The organism is Pseudomonas sp. MEJ086, from assembly GCF_030209025.1.
Taxonomy (GTDB): domain Bacteria; phylum Pseudomonadota; class Gammaproteobacteria; order Pseudomonadales; family Pseudomonadaceae; genus Aquipseudomonas; species Aquipseudomonas fulva_A.
This window is the reverse complement of sequence record NZ_JARVSV010000005.1, coordinates 42,846-61,423: the sequence shown is the minus strand read 5'-3', so window position 1 is coordinate 61,423 and position 18,578 is coordinate 42,846. Positions and strand designations below refer to the sequence as shown.

Annotated in this window: 22 protein-coding genes and 1 tRNA gene; 17 read left to right on the top strand and 6 right to left on the bottom strand. The window is 60.9% G+C overall.

The features are described 5' to 3' along the window. Position 1 precedes the first annotated feature (1 nt). Positions 2-3,484 (bottom strand): response regulator, encoded by a 3,483-nt coding sequence (locus QRN22_RS02900; protein WP_042555477.1) that lies wholly within the window; start codon positions 3,482-3,484, stop codon positions 2-4. 370 nt (positions 3,485-3,854) lie between these two features. On the opposite strand from QRN22_RS02900, the gene QRN22_RS02895 reads away from it, so the two are divergent. The 9 genes from QRN22_RS02895 (at position 3,855) to QRN22_RS02855 (ending at position 11,111) form a co-directional block, all read left to right on the top strand. Further along, positions 3,855-4,250, top strand: coding sequence for a response regulator (locus QRN22_RS02895; RefSeq protein WP_264650062.1), 396 nt, complete (start codon positions 3,855-3,857; stop codon positions 4,248-4,250). 272 nt (positions 4,251-4,522) lie between these two features. Further along, positions 4,523-5,296 carry an ABC transporter ATP-binding protein gene (locus QRN22_RS02890; RefSeq protein WP_042555478.1) on the top strand — a complete coding sequence of 258 codons (774 nt, stop codon included), beginning with the start codon at positions 4,523-4,525 and terminating at the stop codon, positions 5,294-5,296. An 18-nt stretch (positions 5,297-5,314) separates the two neighbouring features. Then, positions 5,315-6,067 carry an ABC transporter substrate-binding protein gene (locus QRN22_RS02885; RefSeq protein WP_042555479.1) on the top strand — a complete coding sequence of 251 codons (753 nt, stop codon included), beginning with the start codon at positions 5,315-5,317 and terminating at the stop codon, positions 6,065-6,067. A gap of 46 nt (positions 6,068-6,113) precedes the next feature. Next, positions 6,114-6,809: an ABC transporter permease gene (locus tag QRN22_RS02880; protein ID WP_042555480.1), complete on the top strand. Its 696-nt coding sequence runs from the start codon at positions 6,114-6,116 to the stop codon at positions 6,807-6,809. Next, a complete protein-coding gene (locus QRN22_RS02875) occupies positions 6,806-7,495 on the top strand; it encodes an ABC transporter permease (RefSeq protein WP_042555481.1) in 690 nt (229 codons plus the stop codon). Before QRN22_RS02880 ends, QRN22_RS02875 begins: the two co-directional genes overlap by 4 nt. A 33-nt stretch (positions 7,496-7,528) precedes the next feature. Beyond that, the gene (locus tag QRN22_RS02870) at positions 7,529-8,758 is read left to right on the top strand and encodes a methyltransferase (protein WP_042555482.1); all 1,230 of its coding nucleotides are present in this window, start codon (positions 7,529-7,531) and stop codon (positions 8,756-8,758) included. A gap of 506 nt (positions 8,759-9,264) precedes the next feature. Beyond that, positions 9,265-9,624, top strand: coding sequence for a helix-turn-helix transcriptional regulator (locus QRN22_RS02865; protein ID WP_042555483.1), 360 nt, complete (start codon positions 9,265-9,267; stop codon positions 9,622-9,624). Continuing rightward, on the top strand, positions 9,624-10,889 hold the full coding sequence (locus QRN22_RS02860) for a type II toxin-antitoxin system HipA family toxin (protein ID WP_042555484.1): 1,266 nt from the start codon (positions 9,624-9,626) through the stop codon (positions 10,887-10,889). Before QRN22_RS02865 ends, QRN22_RS02860 begins: the two co-directional genes overlap by 1 nt. A 146-nt stretch (positions 10,890-11,035) precedes the next feature. Then, a tRNA-Thr gene (locus QRN22_RS02855) sits at positions 11,036-11,111 on the top strand. A gap of 89 nt (positions 11,112-11,200) precedes the next feature. Here the strand turns inward: QRN22_RS02855 and QRN22_RS02850 are convergent. From QRN22_RS02850 to QRN22_RS02830, 5 genes are read right to left on the bottom strand one after another with little or no spacing between them, the layout of a single operon-like run. Beyond that, positions 11,201-11,401: a hypothetical protein gene (locus QRN22_RS02850; RefSeq protein ID WP_042555485.1), complete on the bottom strand. Its 201-nt coding sequence runs from the start codon at positions 11,399-11,401 to the stop codon at positions 11,201-11,203. A 45-nt stretch (positions 11,402-11,446) separates the two neighbouring features. Continuing rightward, positions 11,447-11,662, bottom strand: coding sequence for a hypothetical protein (locus tag QRN22_RS02845; protein ID WP_042555486.1), 216 nt, complete (start codon positions 11,660-11,662; stop codon positions 11,447-11,449). 3 nt (positions 11,663-11,665) lie between these two features. Further along, complete coding sequence (locus QRN22_RS02840; RefSeq protein ID WP_042555487.1) at positions 11,666-12,709, bottom strand: phage integrase; 1,044 nt, start codon at positions 12,707-12,709, stop codon at positions 11,666-11,668. A gap of 3 nt (positions 12,710-12,712) precedes the next feature. Continuing rightward, positions 12,713-12,946, bottom strand: a complete 234-nt coding sequence (locus QRN22_RS02835; RefSeq protein ID WP_042555488.1) for a helix-turn-helix domain-containing protein — start codon at positions 12,944-12,946, stop codon at positions 12,713-12,715. Beyond that, positions 12,943-13,191 carry a helix-turn-helix domain-containing protein gene (locus tag QRN22_RS02830; RefSeq protein WP_042555489.1) on the bottom strand — a complete coding sequence of 83 codons (249 nt, stop codon included), beginning with the start codon at positions 13,189-13,191 and terminating at the stop codon, positions 12,943-12,945. Before QRN22_RS02830 ends, QRN22_RS02835 begins: the two co-directional genes overlap by 4 nt. 101 nt (positions 13,192-13,292) lie before the next feature. Here QRN22_RS02830 and QRN22_RS02825 point away from each other — a divergent pair, with 101 nt between their 5' ends. The 8 genes from QRN22_RS02825 to QRN22_RS02790 all read left to right on the top strand — a co-directional run bounded on the left by QRN22_RS02825 (position 13,293) and on the right by QRN22_RS02790 (position 18,422). Next, positions 13,293-13,514 carry a hypothetical protein gene (locus tag QRN22_RS02825; RefSeq protein WP_042555490.1) on the top strand — a complete coding sequence of 74 codons (222 nt, stop codon included), beginning with the start codon at positions 13,293-13,295 and terminating at the stop codon, positions 13,512-13,514. Between the two features lie 5 nt (positions 13,515-13,519). Next, on the top strand, positions 13,520-16,183 hold the full coding sequence (locus QRN22_RS02820) for a toprim domain-containing protein (RefSeq protein WP_231570205.1): 2,664 nt from the start codon (positions 13,520-13,522) through the stop codon (positions 16,181-16,183). A 461-nt stretch (positions 16,184-16,644) separates the two neighbouring features. Continuing rightward, on the top strand, positions 16,645-17,025 hold the full coding sequence (locus tag QRN22_RS02815) for a hypothetical protein (protein WP_052493840.1): 381 nt from the start codon (positions 16,645-16,647) through the stop codon (positions 17,023-17,025). Between the two features lie 11 nt (positions 17,026-17,036). Beyond that, positions 17,037-17,390, top strand: coding sequence for a DUF7673 family protein (locus QRN22_RS02810; RefSeq protein ID WP_042555492.1), 354 nt, complete (start codon positions 17,037-17,039; stop codon positions 17,388-17,390). Next, positions 17,387-17,641, top strand: coding sequence for a hypothetical protein (locus QRN22_RS02805; RefSeq protein WP_042555493.1), 255 nt, complete (start codon positions 17,387-17,389; stop codon positions 17,639-17,641). Before QRN22_RS02810 ends, QRN22_RS02805 begins: the two co-directional genes overlap by 4 nt. A 60-nt stretch (positions 17,642-17,701) precedes the next feature. Next, positions 17,702-17,962, top strand: a complete 261-nt coding sequence (locus tag QRN22_RS02800; RefSeq protein WP_042555494.1) for a hypothetical protein — start codon at positions 17,702-17,704, stop codon at positions 17,960-17,962. Between the two features lie 11 nt (positions 17,963-17,973). Further along, positions 17,974-18,216 (top strand): Arc family DNA-binding protein, encoded by a 243-nt coding sequence (locus tag QRN22_RS26530; protein WP_042555495.1) that lies wholly within the window; start codon positions 17,974-17,976, stop codon positions 18,214-18,216. Then, complete coding sequence (locus QRN22_RS02790) at positions 18,213-18,422, top strand: hypothetical protein (RefSeq protein ID WP_042555496.1); 210 nt, start codon at positions 18,213-18,215, stop codon at positions 18,420-18,422. The genes QRN22_RS26530 and QRN22_RS02790 overlap by 4 nt, the downstream gene beginning before the upstream one ends. Positions 18,423-18,578 lie beyond the last annotated feature (156 nt).

Sequence of the window (18,578 nt, the reverse complement as noted above, 5' to 3'; positions counted from 1 at the left end):
CTCAGATACGCTCCAGCTTCGGCAGCCAGACGCGGATCAGCGAGAACAGGCGATCCAGGTCGATGGGCTTGGCCAGGTAATCGTTGGCACCGGCCTTCATGCACAGGTCCTGGTCGTCCTTCATCGCCTTGGCGGTTACCGAGATGATCGGCAGCTTGCGCCAGCGCGGGTTTTCGCGAATGCGTCGGGTGGCTTCGTAGCCATCCATCTCCGGCATCATCACGTCCATCAGCACCAGGTCGATATCGCTCACCGCCTCCAGCTTGTCGATGGCTTCGCGACCGTTGCGCGCCACTTCCACCTGGGCGCCCTTCTGCTCCAGGGCACTGGTGAGGGCGAAGATGTTGCGTACGTCGTCATCGACCACCAGGATGCGCCGGCCTTCGAACACCCGGTCGCGGCTGCGGGCGGTCTTGAGCATGGTCTGCCGCTCGCTGGACAGCTCCGACTCGACCATGTGCAGGAACAGGGTGACCTCGTCGAGCAAGCGCTCAGGCGAGCGCGCGCCCTTGATGATGATCGAGCGCGAGTACTTGAGCAGCTCGGCTTCCTCGGCGCGGGTCAGGTTGCGCCCGGTGTAGACGATCACCGGCGGGAAGCTGCGGATGTGCTCGCTGCCCATGCGCGCCAATAGCTCGTCGCCCTGCATGTCCGGCAGTTTGAGGTCGATGATCATGCAATCGAAGATGTGATGGCGCAGTTGCTCCAGCGCCTGCTCGCCGAACTCGACGGCGACGATTTCGATGTCGTCGTCGCCGATCAGGCGGGCGATGCTGTCGCGCTGCAGCTTGTCGTCCTCGACCACCAGCACGCGCTTCATCTTCTGGGTCAGGCGGGCTTCGAGCTTGCTGAACACGCCCTTGAGCTGGTCACGGGTGGCCGGCTTCAGCGCATAACCAACGGCGCCCATCTGCAAAGCGGCCTCGGCCATGTCTTCGACGGAAATCACGTGCACCGGAATATGCCGGGTGCCGGGGTTTTCCTTGAGGCGCTGCAGCACCGACAGACCGGAAACGTCCGGCAGGCGCATGTCGAGCAGAATGGCGTCGGGGTGATGGGTGGTGGCCAGGTCGAGGCCATCCTCGGCGCAATGGGCGACCAGGCAGCGGTAATCCAGCTCATGGGCCAGGTCATACAGGATATGAGCGAACTGCGGCTCGTCCTCGATCACCAGCACGCTGCGGCCGCCGAGCACCGACATGCCACGGTCGTCCGGGAAGGTCGGCACGGCGTTTTCCACCACCACATCCTTCACCGGTTTGACGGGCTCGGGCGCACGCGGCGCATGGCTGCGAGAGAAGACGACCGGTGCAGCCGGCAGCTCATCGGTGTCGGTCTCCAGAGGCGAATAGCTTTGCGGCAGCACCAGGGTGAATACGCTGCCCTCGCCCAGCACGCTGGACACGCTGATCGAGCCGCCCAGCAGCACGGCCAGATCGCGGGAGATCGACAGGCCCAGGCCGGTGCCGCCAAAACGGCGATTGGTGGTGCCATCGGCCTGGCGGAAGGCCTCGAAGATGTACTCCTGCTGATCGGCCTGAATGCCGATGCCACTGTCGCGCACGGCGAACGCCACGCCCTCGTCGACCCGGCTGACGGTCAGGCTGACCGAGCCCTGCTCGGTGAACTTGATGGCGTTGGAAAGCAGGTTCTTGAGGATCTGCTCGACGCGCAGGCGATCGGTGTACAGCGAGCGCGGCACGTCTTCGCCGACCTGCACGTTGAAGCCCAGGTGCTTCTCGCCGGCCAGTGGCTGGAAGGTGCCCTCCAGGCTCTCGGCCAGGCGCACCACGTTGGCGTTCTCGGGGCGCAGGTCGAGCTTGCCGGCCTCGACCTTGGAGATGTCGAGGATGTCGTTGATCAGGTTGAGCAGGTCGTTGCCGGCCGAATAGATCGAGTCGGCGAACTTCACCTGCTCGGCGTCCAGATTGCCCTTGGGGTTGTCGGACAGCAGCTTGGCCAGGATCAGCGAACTGTTGAGCGGCGTGCGCAGCTCGTGGGACATGTTGGCGAGGAATTCGGACTTGTAACGGCTGGCGCGCTGCAGCTCTTCGGCGCGCTCTTCCAACTGCTGCTGGGCAACGCGCAGGGCGCTGTTGCGGTCATCCAGGGCGTCACGCTGCGAAGACAACTGCTCGTTGGTCTGTTCCAGTTCCGCCTGCTGGGTCTCGAGGTGCGCCTGGGACTCCTTGAGCGCGCGGGACTGTTCTTCCAGCTCCTCGTTGGCGGTCTTGAGCTCTTCCTGCTGTACCTGCAGCTCCTCGTTGAGCTGTTGGGTTTCGGCGAGAATCTCCTGCAGGCGGTGGCGATAGCGAGCCGCTTCGACCGAAGCGCCGATGCTGGAAGCGATCTGCTTGAGGAACTCGCCGTCGCGCTCGCTCAGCGGGCGCAGAAAGCCCAGCTCGATCACGCCGTTGACCTCACCGTCGTTGTCGATGGGCAGCAGCGCCACGGTCAGCGGCTCGCCCTGGCCGAGCCCCGAACTGACCTTGAGGTAATCGGCTGGCAAGTGATCCAGGGTCAGCAGGCGACGGCTTTGCGCCACCTGGCCGACCAGACCTTCGGTGCTGTAGAAGGACTGTTCGGCCTTCTCCTGCTCACGGGAAAACCCGTAGGACGCGACGCGACGCAGGCCGCCATGCTCCTCGCGCACATAAAGAGCACCGACTGCGGCCCCCAGATGGCTGGCGAGAAACTCCAGCATGTTGCGGCCCAGCACCGGCAGCGCCTGCTGGCCGATCAGCCGCTCGGACATGTCGGTCTGGCCGTTGCGCAGCCAGGCCTGGGCCTGCAGACGTTCGTTGTGCTCATCCTGTTTCTTGAGGATGGCGCCATAGGTGTTGGTGAGGCTCAACAGCTCGCGACGCCCGAACAGCGCCAGCGAGCCGCTGAACAGCAGCGTGAAGAGCAGGAACAGGCCGATTGTGACGGTCGCCGTGCTGCTGGCCGCATCGTTGCGCTCCTTGCGCAGGCGCTGCTCGTGGGCGACGAAGTCCGCGTACTCGGCACGAATGGCGTCGGTCAGTTGCTTGCCGCGACCATCACGCACCGGGTCGATGAAATTGCCGCCCTCGCGCTTGGCGGTGATCGCCGTCTGCGCAAAGTTGCTCCACTCGTCCTGCAGCGCCGCGATGGCGCGCAGGCGATCGACCTGCACCGGGTTGTCCGAAACCAGCTCGGAGAGAATCTCCATCTCCGCCTTGATCCGCGGCTTGGCGACTTCGAACGGCTGCAGGAAGCGCACATCGCCAGACAGCAGATAACCGCGAAACCCGGTCTCCTGGTCGATCGACAGTTTCAGGCCCTCATTGGCGTTGTTGAGCACCCGGTCGGTGTGCTGCACCCAGCCCAGCACGTTGAGCAGATAGCCGATCAGCACCACGAAGAAGATCGCGCTGACCACCCCCACCCCAAGCGGCAAGGCGACGTTGCGCCTGAGAATGCGCTTGAAGCTGTTCTCATCGATGGAAGAGGTGTTGGTCATCGGAAATCCCTGGCCGCGGTTGGCTGATGCATGAGGCTGCATGGTGGTTCGGTAAACGGGTGATGGTAATGCGCTAGCAGAAGTTAATCCAACGATCAGCGCTCAATGGCCCGCGCGCTTGGATGGTGCGCGCAGGCGCCAGGTTCGACTTATTTTTTCGTGATGCGTGACGCACGCCACGCTCGCACGGGCCAACCTGTAAATACGGTAATTTTCAGCCCAGCGGCATCTCCACGGTGCAGATCAAGCCCGCAATTCGTGCCATGCTAAACGACCTGCCGTCCACCCGGCTCCGAGGCTCGATCGAATGCAGGGCCAACCGCCCGGCTTTTCGACCTGCAGTTTCATCATCCCTTACAGAGGTAACGCTGTGTCCGACCAAGCTCCCAACGCATCGCCTGCCGGCCAGCGCATCCTGCTGGTGGAAGATTCCGATGTGGTGCGCATGCTCACCGTGGAAGTGCTCGAAGAACTCGACTATCAGGTGAGCGAAGCCGCCGAGGCGCTACAGGCTCTGGAGATACTGCGTAGCGATGAACACATCGACCTGCTGATGACCGACATCGGCCTGCCCGGCATGAACGGCCAGGAGCTCGCCGTCGCGGCTCGCCAACTGCGCCCGGAGCTGAAAGTGCTGTTCGCCAGCGGCTATGCGGAAAGCGTCGAGATCGACAAGAGCGAGCCGGCTACCCGCACCGACATCATTGGCAAACCTTTTTCTCTCGATGCCCTGCGCGACAAGGTACAAGGCATGCTCGGCAACTGACAGTTCAGGCCTCGGATCGGCCAAACCGCGTACTGGCACTGGAATTGCGAGGCGGATGTGAGTAGGGTTCGCGTCTTTTTGAAAATGCAGCCTGCGTTCTCCCTGTTTTTGCGGCGGGGCGACAAGCAACTGCGCTGATGCGACACCCCCCGCAACCGTAGCGGCAGCGGGCCAGCACCAACTTGGCGCCCCCAGGTGCCTATGCTAGGTTTGCAGCCCACAGCCCTGCCGTACACGGATCCAATCCGCACAAGAATCAAGAGGACTGCTCGATGGCCGAGGCCACGCCCGCGCTGGAAATCCGCAATCTGCACAAACGCTATGGCGACCTCGAAGTGCTCAAGGGCGTTTCCCTTACCGCACGCGACGGCGATGTGATTTCCATCCTTGGCTCGTCCGGCTCGGGCAAGTCGACCTTCCTGCGCTGCATCAACCTGCTCGAGAACCCTCATCAGGGCCAGATCATCGTGGCCGGTGAAGAGCTCAAGCTGAAGAGCCAGAAGAACGGCGAACTGGTCGCCGCCGACAGCCGACAGATCAATCGCCTGCGCAGCGAAATCGGCTTCGTGTTCCAGAACTTCAACCTGTGGCCGCACATGACCGTGCTGGACAACATCATCGAAGCGCCGCGCCGCGTGCTCGGCAAGAGCAAGGCCGAAGCCACCGAGATCGCCGAAGCGCTGCTGGCCAAGGTCGGCATCGCCGACAAGCGCCACGCCTACCCCAACCAGCTTTCCGGCGGCCAGCAGCAACGCGCGGCCATCGCTCGCACCCTGGCCATGCAGCCGAAGGTGATCCTGTTCGACGAACCGACTTCGGCGCTCGACCCGGAAATGGTACAAGAAGTGCTTAATGTGATCCGCGCGCTCGCCGACGAAGGTCGCACCATGCTGCTGGTGACCCACGAGATGAACTTCGCCCGCCAGGTTTCCAGTGAAGTGGTTTTCCTGCATCAGGGTGTGGTGGAGGAACAGGGGTCGCCGCAACAGGTGTTCGACAACCCCGTATCGGCGCGTTGCAAACAATTCATGTCCAGCAATCGTTAAAACACGGAGCAATCACGCATGCATAGCTATAAAAAGATTCTGCTGGCAGCTGCCGCCACCCTGGCTTTCGGCACCAGTGCCGTCGCTGCCGACAAACTGAAGATCGGTACCGAAGGCGCCTACCCGCCCTTCAACCTCATCGACGCCAGCGGCCAGGTCGGCGGCTTCGACGTGGAAATCGCCCAGGCCCTGTGCGCCAAGATGAAGGCCGAGTGCGAAGTGGTCACCTCCGACTGGGACGGCATCATCCCGGCCCTGAACGCCAAGAAGTTCGACTTCCTGGTCGCCTCCATGTCGATCACCGAAGAGCGCCAGCAAGCGGTCGATTTCACCGACCCGTACTACACCAACAAGCTGCAGTTCATCGCGCCTAAAAGCAGTGACTTCAAGAGCGACAAAGCCAGCCTGAAAGGCAAAGTGATCGGTGCCCAGCGCGCGACCATCGCCGGTACCTGGCTGGAAGACAACCTCGATGGCGTGGTCGACATCAAGCTCTACGACACCCAGGAAAACGCCTACCTCGATCTGGCTTCCGGCCGCGTCGACGGCGTGCTGGCCGACACCTTCGTGAACTGGGAATGGCTCAAGAGCGACGCCGGCAAGGACTTCGAATTCAAGGGTGACCCGGTGTTCGACAACGACAAGATCGGCATCGCCGTGCGCAAGGGTGATGCCCTGCGCGAGCGTCTGAACAAGGCTCTGGCCGAAGTCGTCGCCGATGGCACCTACAAGAAGATCAACGACAAGTACTTCCCCTTCAGCATCTACTAAGCAGCCTGCCCGCGTCGTCGATGACGGCGCGGGCGCTTGAGTTTCCATGAATTTCGACCTTTCCGGATTCGGCCCGGCCCTGGCCGCCGGCACCCTGATGACCATCCAGCTGGCGCTCAGCGCACTGTGCCTTGGTCTGGTGCTCGGCCTGCTCGGCGCCTTCGCCAAGACTTCTCCGTACAAGCCGCTGCAGTGGCTTGGCGGCACCTACTCGACCATCGTCCGCGGCGTGCCCGAGCTGCTGTGGGTGATGCTCATCTACTTCAGCACCGTCAACGTACTGCGCGAGCTGGGCGAAAGCCTGGGCGTCGGCAGCCTCGAGCTGAGCCCGTTCGCAGCGGGCGTCATCGCCCTTGGCCTGTGCTTCGGCGCTTACGCCACCGAAGTGTTCCGCGGCGCCATCCTGGCGATTCCCAAGGGCCACCGTGAGGCCGGCCAGGCCCTGGGCCTGTCCAAGCCGCGCATCATCTGGCGGGTGATCATGCCGCAGATGTGGCGCATCGCGATGCCAGGCCTGGGCAACCTGTTCATGATCCTGATGAAGGACACCGCCCTGGTATCGGTGATCGGCCTGACCGAAATCATGCGCCAGTCGCAGATCGCCGTCACCGCGACCAAGCAGGCCATGACCTTCTACCTGGTCGCCGCCATCATCTACCTGAGCCTGACCATCATCTCCATGATCGGCCTGCACTTCCTCGAGAAGAGAGCCTCGCGCGGCTTCGTAAGGAGCACTCAATGAATTGGGAGCTGATCATCAAGCACCTGCCGAAAATGGCCGAAGGTGCGCTGCTGACCATCGAACTGCTCGCGGTCGCCGTGGTGGCCGGCCTGATCCTGGCGATACCGCTGGGCATCGCCCGCGCCTCGCGCCTCTGGTACGTGCGCGCTCTGCCCTACGGCTACATCTTCTTCTTCCGTGGCACGCCGATGCTGGTGCAGTTGTTCCTGGTCTACTACGGCCTGGCGCAGTTCGATGCGGTGCGCCAGGGCCCACTGTGGCCCTACCTGCGCGATCCATACTGGTGCGCGGTGATCACCATGACGTTGCACACCACTGCGTATATCGCCGAGATCCTGCGTGGCGCCATCCAGGCCGTACCACCGGGCGAGGTCGAAGCAGCACGGGCGCTGGGCATGTCGCGGGCACAATCGATGCTGCACATCATCCTGCCGCGTGCCTCGCGCATCGGCCTACCGGCCTACAGCAACGAAGTGATCCTGATGCTCAAGGCCAGTGCACTGGCAAGCACCGTCACCCTGCTGGACCTCACCGGCATGGCGCGCACGCTGAACGCGCGCACCTATGTGAACATGGAGTTCTTCTTCACCGCCGCCGTGTTCTATCTGGTGATCACCTTCGTGCTGATCAACGCCTTCAAACTGCTCGAACGCTGGCTGCGCGTCGACGCCTGCCAGGGCCGCTGAAGTGACGGGGCCCGCGCCCCGTCACCCTTCGCCATGACCCGCACCCACTCTCTCCAGCCACTCAGTGGCGATGCCCTGCTCGAGCGCTTCCAGGCGCTGGACGCATTGCTCTGCGCGCACCAGGCATTGTGGAAGCCACGCCCCTTCACCCATCGCCTGCTGCCCTGGGAAAGCCAATACCCCGAGCTCGGCAACTGGCTGCGTGGCCGCACGCTTGAACAAGCCGAAGCGGCCCATAATCAACCGACAGCATTGCGGGCTGCTCCTGCGCCATTTCCCGAGCTGGCCGCCCAGGCGGCACTGCTGAGTGAAATTGGCGACCTGCCCCAGCAGGCCTCTCACGCGCTGCCGTCACGCTTTTCGGTGGATGTACCAGGCCGCAAGTGGCAGCAGATACGCGCCTTCAGCGACAGCCTGCAGTTCCAGCGCACACCCCGGCACTGGCTGGACTGGTGCGCGGGCAAAGGCCACCTCGGCCGCGTGCTCGCCCATGACAACCAAGCGCTGACCTGCCTGGAGTACGATCCTGCTCTGGTTGCCAGCGGCAGCGACCTCAGCCAGCGCCTGGGGATAACTGCGCAACACATCGAACAGGATGTGCTCGCTGACACCGCCAGCCAGCGAGTGCTCGCCACCCATACGCCCGTCGCCCTGCATGCCTGCGGCGACCTGCACGTGCGCCTGATGCACCTGGCCAGCGCGGCAGGCTGCCAGCAACTGGCGATTGCTCCGTGCTGTTACAACCGCACTGCGGCGAGCAGTTACCGCGCGTTATCCACAGCGGCCAAGAACTCGCCTCTCGACCTGTCAATGGATGACCTGGCCCTGCCCATGAGCGAAACCGTCACCGCCGGCAACCGTGTGCGCCAGCAGCGCGATCAGTCCATGGCCCGGCGCCTGGCCTTCGACCTGCTACAACGGGAATCGCGCGGCGTGGACGACTACCTACCCACCCCATCACTGCCGCCCGCCTGGTTGAAGAAAAGCTTCGCCACCTACTGCCGCGACCTGGCCGAAATGAAGGGGCTTTCAGCGCCCGAAGAGCGCGATTGGCAGGCTCTCGAAGCAGCCGGCTGGCAGCGCCTCGCCGAAGTACGCAATCTGGAATTGCTGCGCGGCCTATTCCGTCGCCCACTGGAACTCTGGCTGGTGCTCGACCGCGCGCTGTATCTGCAGGAACAAGGCTACAGCGTACGCCTCGGCCAGTTCTGCCCCGCCCACCTCACCCCACGCAATCTGTTGCTGCTCGCCGAACACGCCTGAGTTGCGCACACAATCTGTGGATAACTCTGTTCACAGATTCTGAGCAACAGCCGCCAAGCCCCCTCCAGCAAGGCTCAATCAGAGCTGATCACTTTTTGATCAGACAAAAACCCATATAGAACAATATCTTGTAAAAGCTGCTAAAGGCTGCGTAGGAAATAGCCAAAACGATCTACCCGCCCCGCATTTGTGCATAAGCCGCGCCGGGGTGTCAGAAAAAGAGCAGCAGAAACCTGCCGCAAGCGGCTTTACTCGTGCGAATGAACGGATATGAAAATGGCACTTCAATAGCCAGGCAGATTGATTCTGCCCCGTTCAAACGTAGCGCGAATAACTGCTTCGCCGACATTCGAAACATCAATACTTCACAGCCGTATTTTGCATCACTGATACTTCATCAAAATAAAAATGAATTATGTATACTTCAACCATCAAAAGTGAGCCACATAAGCTTCACTCAATGGTATTGAAGTATAGATACTTCAAAATGCTTCTGGAGATACTCGGTGAGAACGACCCTTCTTGAGCAAATCAAACAGCGTCGCAAGCAGCTGAGGCTAAAGGGTATCGATATGCCAGCGCGGACGGGCATCAACCGTCAGCAGTACGGGCTGATCGAGAAAGCTGGCAACCCGAACCTGGAGACTCTGGACAAGATAGCGGAGGGGCTGGAGGCAGAACTCATGCTGATCCCCAAGGAAGTTCTCCGCGACGTGCAGGGCATCTTGAAGGCGGCAGCCACCAGTCAGCGTTCTCGTCTCACTCACTCCATGAGTGATGCAGCACCTGATGCCGATCATGATGAAGAACGTGACGACGTCGATGACCCATGGACGATCCTGGCAATGGCAGAAGGAAAAGCGTAATGGCAGGCGAAAAGGTTTCAGCGCTGCGTCTGTCCTTGCAGGGCCAACTGGTCGGCTACGTAGCCGGGTTCGACAGCAACCGGAACGTACTTTCGCTCGCGCCCGAATACATCGACAACCCGCAGCGCCTGTCGCTGACGCTATCGATGTCATCCCAGGACAAGTTCCAGGCCATTGCACCTCGGCTTTTCCCCCTGGCGCGCCGCATGCAGCTCCACCCTCTGTTGAGCAATCTGCTGCCGGAGGGCGCACTACGAGAGCTGCTCGCGCAACGACTGAAAATCGACCAGATGAATGAGTTCCCGCTCATGGTTCACCTGGGTGCCGATCTTCCCGGGGCCCTGCTCGCCGAGCCGGTGCCAGCCGATGACGTACCCGACTACGCATTCGGTGACCGCGGCAGGCTGGACCGAATCGCGATAGATGCCATGGATCGGATAGCGCACTTTTCGCTGGCTGGGGTGCAGATGAAGTTCTCCATGCGCAACCGCGATGGTCGTTACATCATGGGCGACTCGAAGGAGCCGGGAGACTGGATCATCAAAACCCCTTCGACCAGGCACCCATACGTTCCAGCGAATGAGTTCACTTGCATGACGCTAGCCGGCCTGATCGGGGTGGCCATCCCGGAGATCCGCCTGGTAGGCATAGAGCAGCTGGAGCAACTTCCTGAAATCAACTTGCCAAACGAGTCCGTAGCCTACGCAATCCGCCGCTTCGACCGGGAAGCGAACCAGCGGATTCATACTGAAGATTTCGCCCAGGTGACCTTCAGCTATGCCGCGCAAAAATACGAGGCAGCAAGCTATGAATCGATCGCCGGGCTGATCTACAAGAACGTCTATGCAGGCCAGCTCGACGTCATTCAGATGGCCATACGCCTGCTGGCGAACATCCTTCTGGGCAATGGCGATGCCCACAAGAAGAACTGGAGCATCATTTACAGAGATGGGATAACACCCTCTCTCTCACCGGCCTATGACATCCTCTTCACCAGGGTGTACATGGGAGACGAGCAAGAGTTCGGCTTGTCGATGGCGGGCACCAAACGCTGGTACGACGTAACCATGGAGCACTTCATGGCTTGGGCAGACCGGGCAGACCTGCCGAAATCAGCGATCAACTACAACCTCAGACAGGCAATCAACGCGGCCCGCGTGCATTGGCCACAGGCGCTTGCGGAAAGCCCTATGGCCGAGCAACACAAGAAAGCCCTGAGGGCCCACTGGCGCGCTCTGCAACCCGACTTCAGGATTGAAGCCTGACTTTTCACTGATACCCGGGTGCAGCCTGGTTTCTCATTGAAGACTCGCGCTGCGCAGCAGCACTCAACAAGGCAAAGATTTCAGCGAAACAAGCTATAAGCCGGTTTACAAGGTTTTACCAATGGCTATAATGGCGACCCTCAAATGCCGGTATAGCTCAGCTGGTAGAGCAACTGACTTGTAATCAGTAGGTCCCGGGTTCGACTCCTGGTGCCGGCACCATACTCAAAGCCCCGCAATGCGGGGCTTTGCTTTTTGTGGGCAATGCCTACGCTGCTTTGCACAACGCTACAGTGTCCACATTGTGTCCACTAAAGCTGCTCAAGCCATCCCTGAACCTCTCGTGCTTCAGAAGCGCTCAGGTTCATAGCCATACGCCCGTTATCGCTTTTAAGCTCGGATACAAACAGCGTGGCACCGTCTTCGTTGTACCGCATTGCAATCACATGACGTGAATTGACCATGAACTGCGCACCACCAGTCGTCGTGACTAGCTGAAATTGATTCGCCATCAGATGCCTCTCCTACGCGATGCCTATTGGCGCTTGATCAGGCTTTCAGATAGTCGCGTCCAGCTTCGCCAATACTTCCTGAGCTGTAGTCGCATCGACGTGGACGCTCTCATGTACCTGCCCAAGCAACGTAATCCCTCGTGAAAGCTGAATCACAGCCCCTTCAGACCAGTTATTGTGTTTGGGAACTACAGCGGCGATAACAGTCGTGTTGAGTACAACTTCGCGGTCTTTATAGTCGATCAGTTTGATGAAACGCATAACTCACTCCTTTGGTTTAGACGCTTGGTGTAATGGATTCAAATGCACCACTTCAGCCAGGTGCCCCGGGCTGAAATGAGCGTAGCGCATGGTCATGGTCAGCGAGGCATGCCCCAGGACGCGCTGTAGCGTCAGGATGTCCCCGCCGTTCATCATGTAGTGGCTTGCGAAGGTGTGGCGCAGCACGTGCGTCATTTGGCCCTCGGGCAGCTGTATGCCGGCAGCCAGCACGCCTTCGCTGAAGCGTTTGTAGCAGTCGCCGAACGGCAGTGCCGCCAGGATCTGCTCCTGTAGAACCTCGGTGATCGGTACTGCTCGGTTCTTCGACGACTTGGTCTTGGTGTACTGGATGCGGCCGTTGCGCACCTGGCGCGCTTGCAGGCCCTCTGCCTCGCCCCAGCGGGCGCCGGTGGCCAGGCAGACCCGAGCGACCACCCCGGCCTTGGCCGAGACGGCATCGAGCGCCTGCAGCAGCTTCGGAATCTCTTCGACGTCCAGGTACGCCATCTCGGTTTCGTCGTACTTCAGCGCCCGCACCTTGGCCAGGGGGTTCTCCCCTTCCCACTCGCCCAGGCGCTCGAGCTCGTTGAACACGGCACGCAGGTACGCCAGCTCATGGTTCAGGGTGCTGGGCTTGACTGCCTTGGCTTCCTCGCCCTTTTTGCGGCCGTTGCCGTAGGTTTCGCGCCCCCACTTGCCGGCCAGGCGATCGGCCCGGTACTGGGTAAAGTGGGCGGTGTTGAAGTCGCTGGCCCGGGGGTCACCCATCCGCTCGGCAATGGACTTCAGGGCTCGCAGCCGCTCCTCCCCGCTTTTCAGGCTGGTGCCGTGGGATTTGAACCAGGCATCGATCAGATCGGACAGGCGGCGATCGTCCCGCTTGGGTTTCTTCTCGAACTCACCCCTGGATCCGTCGCCCATGATGCGTCGCTCGGCATGCAACGCTTCGTTCTTCGACTGTAGCCGTCGGCGGATCCGCGGGCCATCCCGCCCTTGTGGCCGGCAATCGACCAGCCATTCCCCACTGGGGAGCTTCTTGATCGACATGATTCAGGGGCACACCTGCTCAGCCGCTGATACAGCGCTGCCGGTGATAAGCCACAGCGTGTACTTGGTGAAGCGCGAATGGGTGGTGATCTTCTGTAAAGAATCCATCCCGAGAGCAAAACGACTGGTTTCCAGCTTTTTCACTGTGTTGTGCGGGATGCCCACTAACTCAGAAAACTGAGCTTGGGTAACGCCCTCAGCTGCACGGATTGCCTTCAATCGATCCGCGTAGCTCATGCCTGCAACACCGGACTGATCTGCCCACATGCAGGTGCCGTTTCGTCAGTGACAAGCCACAGTGCGTACTTTTTGAAGCGTGGGTGCATCGTGATTTTGAGCAGCTCAGACGACGCCACCGTCTTACTGCGGCCGTACTCATAGCCCTTCCAGGTAGTCAGATAAATCCCTGTTATCTCGCAAATTTCCGACTGGGTTAGGCGCTCTGTCAGCCGCACCTCCTTGAGCTTTTGCCCGAGATCCATTACGTCCCCTTGACCGAAGTTATGTGTATGTGTACTTTGAGTATGCAAGTGTGTACTTGTAAGCGATATATCCACAAATATCAGTCAGCGAGATTATCAGAATGCAGATCGCCATCGACACGCCATACGTGACCATTTCCGAGTTCGTGGTTCGGTCTGGTCAGTCCAAAAGCGCCGTAGAGCGCGCAATCAAGACAGGGCAGTACCTGATCCGGCCAAAGGAGGAAGGGTCGAAGTCCGCGGTGTTGATCAACATGGTGCACATGACCATGGAAGCGGCCGCCCAGGCTGAGCGCGCAATGGGTCGGGCCAACGCTCAATGAACCAGATGGCCAACCGCATCAACTTCGATGACATCTACCGCCTGGACGTTGTGCAGGCGCTGGAGAACGACCGCGACCTGGACTTCACCAGCGTCAACGGTGCGTACCTGCAGAAAGGCGTCTGCCCCGGCTGTGGGCAGCGCCGCCTGTACATCAGCCGCGAGAAGCCGTACCAGCTGAAGTGCAACCGCGAGAACGAATGTCAGTTTGAGCAGAAGACCCGCGACCGCTACAGCTACCTGTTCGAGAACCTGAGCGAGCGCTTCCCGGTCACGCCGAGCAACCCCAACGCCACGGCCGACGCCTACCTGCAGCGCAACCGCGGGTTCGATATCAGCAAGCTGGCCGGCTGGTACACCCAGGCGCGCCGCAAGCTGAAGAACGGCAACTATGCCGACACCGTGCGTTTCGACCTATGCGACGGCTACTGGGAACGAATCATCGATGCCACGGCCGTAGCCGCCAACGATGGCGACAAGGCCGGCATCAAGTACGGCATGACCTATCGCAACAGCGGCTGGATGCCACCTGGCCAGACAATCGAGAAAGGCGATCGGGTGCATGTGGTCGAGGGCATCTTCCACGCCATCGCGCTGTACCTGGCAGGCTTCAAAGTGATCGCCTCGATCAGCGCGAACAACTTCCCTTGGGACATCGTGGAGGCCAATAAGGGCAAGCTGGTGACCTGGTGCCTGGCCCTGGACGACGACAAGGCCGGGCGCAAATTCATCCTCAAGTACCTGCGCATGCTGCGCGAAATGAAGGAGCTCGCCTGGACTGCGCTCGCTGGCGAGCGTGACTGGGACGACGTGTACCGCGATGGCGAACTGACCGCGGAGTTCATGGCAGAAGCCTGCTACCGCGGCCGGCTGTTCACCGCCAAGAGCCCCATGCACATGGCCTATCTGCTGTACCTCAAGCGCGAGCGCGGCTTCTACCTGCTCGAGCACGGCAGCCGCCTGTACTCAGCCCGCGTGGCCATGGGCGAGCTGAAGGAGGAGCTGAAGGACGACAAGGTGGAGGGCAACCAGACCACGTTCTCAAAGCACTGCACCATCAGCCAGGTGGCCAACTGCGTGCCGACGTTCGAGTACGTGGAGAAGGACGCCATCACCGGCGAGCAGCGCTACTTCTTTCGCTTCGAGTTCGCCAACGCCCGCCTTAACTGCAAAGAGCCGCTGGCCCCCAGCTCGATCACAGATCCGCGGGGCTTCGCCAAGGCCATGCTCGAGCGCACGCCGGGCGGCCAGTTCGACGGCGGTGAGAAGGTGCTGGCCATGCTCAAGGGCACCTGGTTCGACAACCCCAGCACCGTGCGTACCTTGCCCTTCGTGGGATACGACGAGGTGACGAAAACCTACTGCTACCCGGCCTTTGGCTTTCACAAAGGGCGGATGGTGGCCACCAACGAGCACGGCTTTCTGAACATTGGCGGTGAGGGGCTGAAGACCAGCACCCGTAACTTTCACATGGTAAAGGGCGACGAGTACGACCCCAGCTGGTTTGCCGACTTCCGTGCCGTGTTCAATCTCAACGGCCTGGCAACCCTGGCTTGGTGGACAGGCACCCTCTTTGCTCAGCAGATCCGCGCCCAGCAAGCGAGCTGGCCGTTCCTGGAACTGACCGGTACCGCCGGCGCCGGTAAGACCCTGCTGCTGCGCTTCCTGTGGAAGCTGTGCGGCCGCAACAACGAGGAAGGCATCAAGCCCAGCGGCAGCGGCGCCTCAGCGATCGGGCTGCTGCGCGCCCTGGCCGGCGTAAGCAATCTGCCGGTGGTGCTGCTGGAGTCCGACAAGGAAACCACCGACGCCCTCGGCCGCACCACCACCGTCCAGTACAACTGGGACGAGATCAAGCCGCTGTTCGACTACATGGCCAAGCTGCGTGTGACCGGTGTGAAAACCGCGGGCAGCGACGTCGACGCCCTGCTGTTCCGCGGTGGCGTGTGTATCTCGCAGAACACCAACGTTGACGGCTCCGAAGCGATCATCACTCGGATCGTGTACATGCACATGACCACCGACCACCACCGCCCCGAACTGAAGGCCTTGGCCGAGCGCATCAAAACCATGCCAGTGGAAAGCCTGGCGGGCTACCTGCGAGCAGTGCTGCTCCAGGAGAGCGCCTGGCTGGAACGCTACTTCGAAGCCTTCAACCACTACGAGCAGCGCTTCGCCGGCCTGGCCGGGGTGAAGCACAGCCGCATCGTGCTCTGTCACGCCCAGGTGATGGCCGCAGCCAAGGCCACCCAGGCGCTGTTCCCGGCCTGGTCTGATCGTGACCTGGAAGCGCTGGCCAAGCATCTGGAAGTTCGCGCCCTGGATCGTCAACAAAGCTGCAGCGCCGAGAACAAGACCGCGGCGCAGTTCTGGCAGATCTTCCACTTCCTGAACGAGGACGTGGTGACGATCACAGAAAACGGCGAGACCCGTGAAGAGATGCGCGAAACCCTCAACCACAGCGCAGACCGGGCCGAGATCGCGGTGAACATCGAGCACTTCCAGCAGCGCTGCCGTTTGGCTGGCCAAGAGGTGATTCCCGCAGCACTGCTCCGCCGATCGCTGCTCCAGAGCACAACGCACAAGTACATCGAGCAACGCAAAGTCCGGTCGAGGCTGGAGAAACGGCCGCTGCACTGCTGGGTGTTCAGCAAGCACGGGGTGGCCTGATGAATCAGTGGGCTTATCCCTGTGTGGCTGTATGCGTAGGGGGTAGAGGTCTTTTCTGCGTACTGCCGATGAAGGTTAGTAACTCTAGTAACAATCAAAAAATCTTTAAAGAAAATCAATCAATTCAGCTAGTTGCGGTGGCTAATCGGCTGCTCGGAGTTTGTAACAGCGTGGAACAGCTCAGAACAAATCCGTTACTCGCTGTTACTCGAATGTTACGAGCTTGGAGTTTGAGAGCAAGTCGCTGTAGGCCTAGTGCCCCGTGGCTTTCAGGGCGTCTGACTAAAACCGCGTTACTAGCTGTTACTAGTTGCTAGTAACAAGTCGGTTTGGCTGGAGCCCCCGGATTACGTGGCCTCCAGCGAGACGCCAAGAAAAAGTTACGAGGGTTACCAACGTTCCGGCGGGCCACACAGGTTTTATCTGAGCGGCTGCCGGAGTAACCGGAATCGGAGATATCAATGAACACCACCACTTTCCAAGCCCTTGCTGTGAGCCATGCAGCGCCTGCGCTCGAGGATCACTTCGCGTTCTACGCCGCCTGGGAGCGCGCTGCGCATCTGGTTGGCGTTGAGGCCTTCCCGCGGCTGGCCGAGCACCCGAGCAACTGGGCCAGCCTGCAGCTGGGCCCCATGCAGGCGGTGCTGAAAACCCTGCATGGCCTGGACGTGCCGCGACGTGCGTTGCTGCTGACCATGATCAATCTGGTGCGCCCCGACTGGGCGCGGTGGATCAACAGCGAGATCGGCCTGGACTACAGCCACCTGACCGCCAACCGGATGGGCACCGAGGTCTTTACCGCGCTGCTCGATCTGCTGGCTACCCATCCCGCCACCCACTGAAGGAACACACCATGACCAACAGCATGCAAACCGCCATGGCGCAGGCGATCGCCTACCAGCGGCAGCGCCCTGCCATTGAACAGGCGGGCACCTACGCACTTAACCGCCTGGTGCCATACGCGCTGATGAAGAACTGCCGCGGCGGGGTAATCGGCCGTTTCCTGCTGAGCCTGTACAACGGCGACGACTTTCCATTCGCCCTGACGGATCTGCGCTCTCTGGATCTCGACTTGTTCCAAGACTGTATGCACGTCCTGGTGATGGACTACGACCCGACGCTGGAGGTGCACGAACGGGTACAGGACGGCAGCCAGATCTGGCAGCGCATGATCGAGCTGTGGGCGCCGGAGGTCGCCGAGGCATGAACATTCTGTACACCGCCGACGGCTTGGATGGCTCGCTGCCGATTGCCTCGGAGTATCTGCTGTTCGCGACTGCTGAGGACATGGCCGAGCTGGTGACCATCACCCACTGGATGGCACGGCCGCATGAAATCCCGCCCGCGGTGACTGTGGTTCACCTGCGCAACGTTGACGGCGTGGACTTGGGGAAATTTGACGTGCGGCATCAGATGCACCGCGTTTACACAGCCACGGCGCAGAAAGCGGCGGGCTAAAAGAAGGGTGTCGAGGAGGTGCAACTCCCCGACACCTACCACCAGCAAGGAGCAGTACCCATGAAAGCAGCACACCCAACCAGCAGCGAAACGCAGGCTACCACAACGGCCAGCCATCTAAGGGCCACCGCCGCAGTCGGCGGCGCCCTGATCGGCTACTTGGTAGCGAAAACACCCCAGGCACGGCGGCACCTGTTCCGCCTGGCCGAGGACGCGAAGCGCACCGGCGATCTGACCGACTCCGACGCAGACCTGGTGCACCAAGTGCTGGCTAAGCCGCTGGCACGCAAAACCACCGCTACTCTTTACACCTTGAACTGAAGGAAAGAAGCATGAGCCGTATGGATTCCCGCACCGCTGATAAATTCGTTGTTCGCCTGCCGGACGGCCTGCGCGACAAGATCTTCGCCGTTGCGGGCGACAACCAGCGCAGCATGAACGGCGAGATCGTCTACCGCCTCGAGCAGTCGCTGCGCGATGACCAGGTGATCGCCACTCAGGCCGAGTTGATCAAGCTTCTGACTCGTCGCGTAGCCGAACTGGAGCCAGCAACCGCAGACGAGGTACCGGCATGATCATCACTGTGCGACCAAGCACCGGCGCATACCTGGCCCGGGCCAAGGGTCAGAACGTCACCGCCAGCAGTGCGGAGAGTGCCCAGCGGGCAGCCGAGCGCGTGGCCGAGAAGCTGGGCCTTAACCCTGAGCTGCTGATTTTGGAGGACTGCGACCAGGGCGTGGCAACCTATTCGGTACACGACCCTTCAGAGGAAAACGACTGAGCCGACTTCAGCGGCTAAAAGAAAGGGAGCTTCGGCTCCCTTTTTCTATTGCTTTGCTTATTGTCTTTCTATTGCCCTATCTATTGTCAACCTTATTGGGTTGACAAGTAATCAGCCCAGTCACTGGAAGCCCTTGGTACATAAGGACTAAAGTAC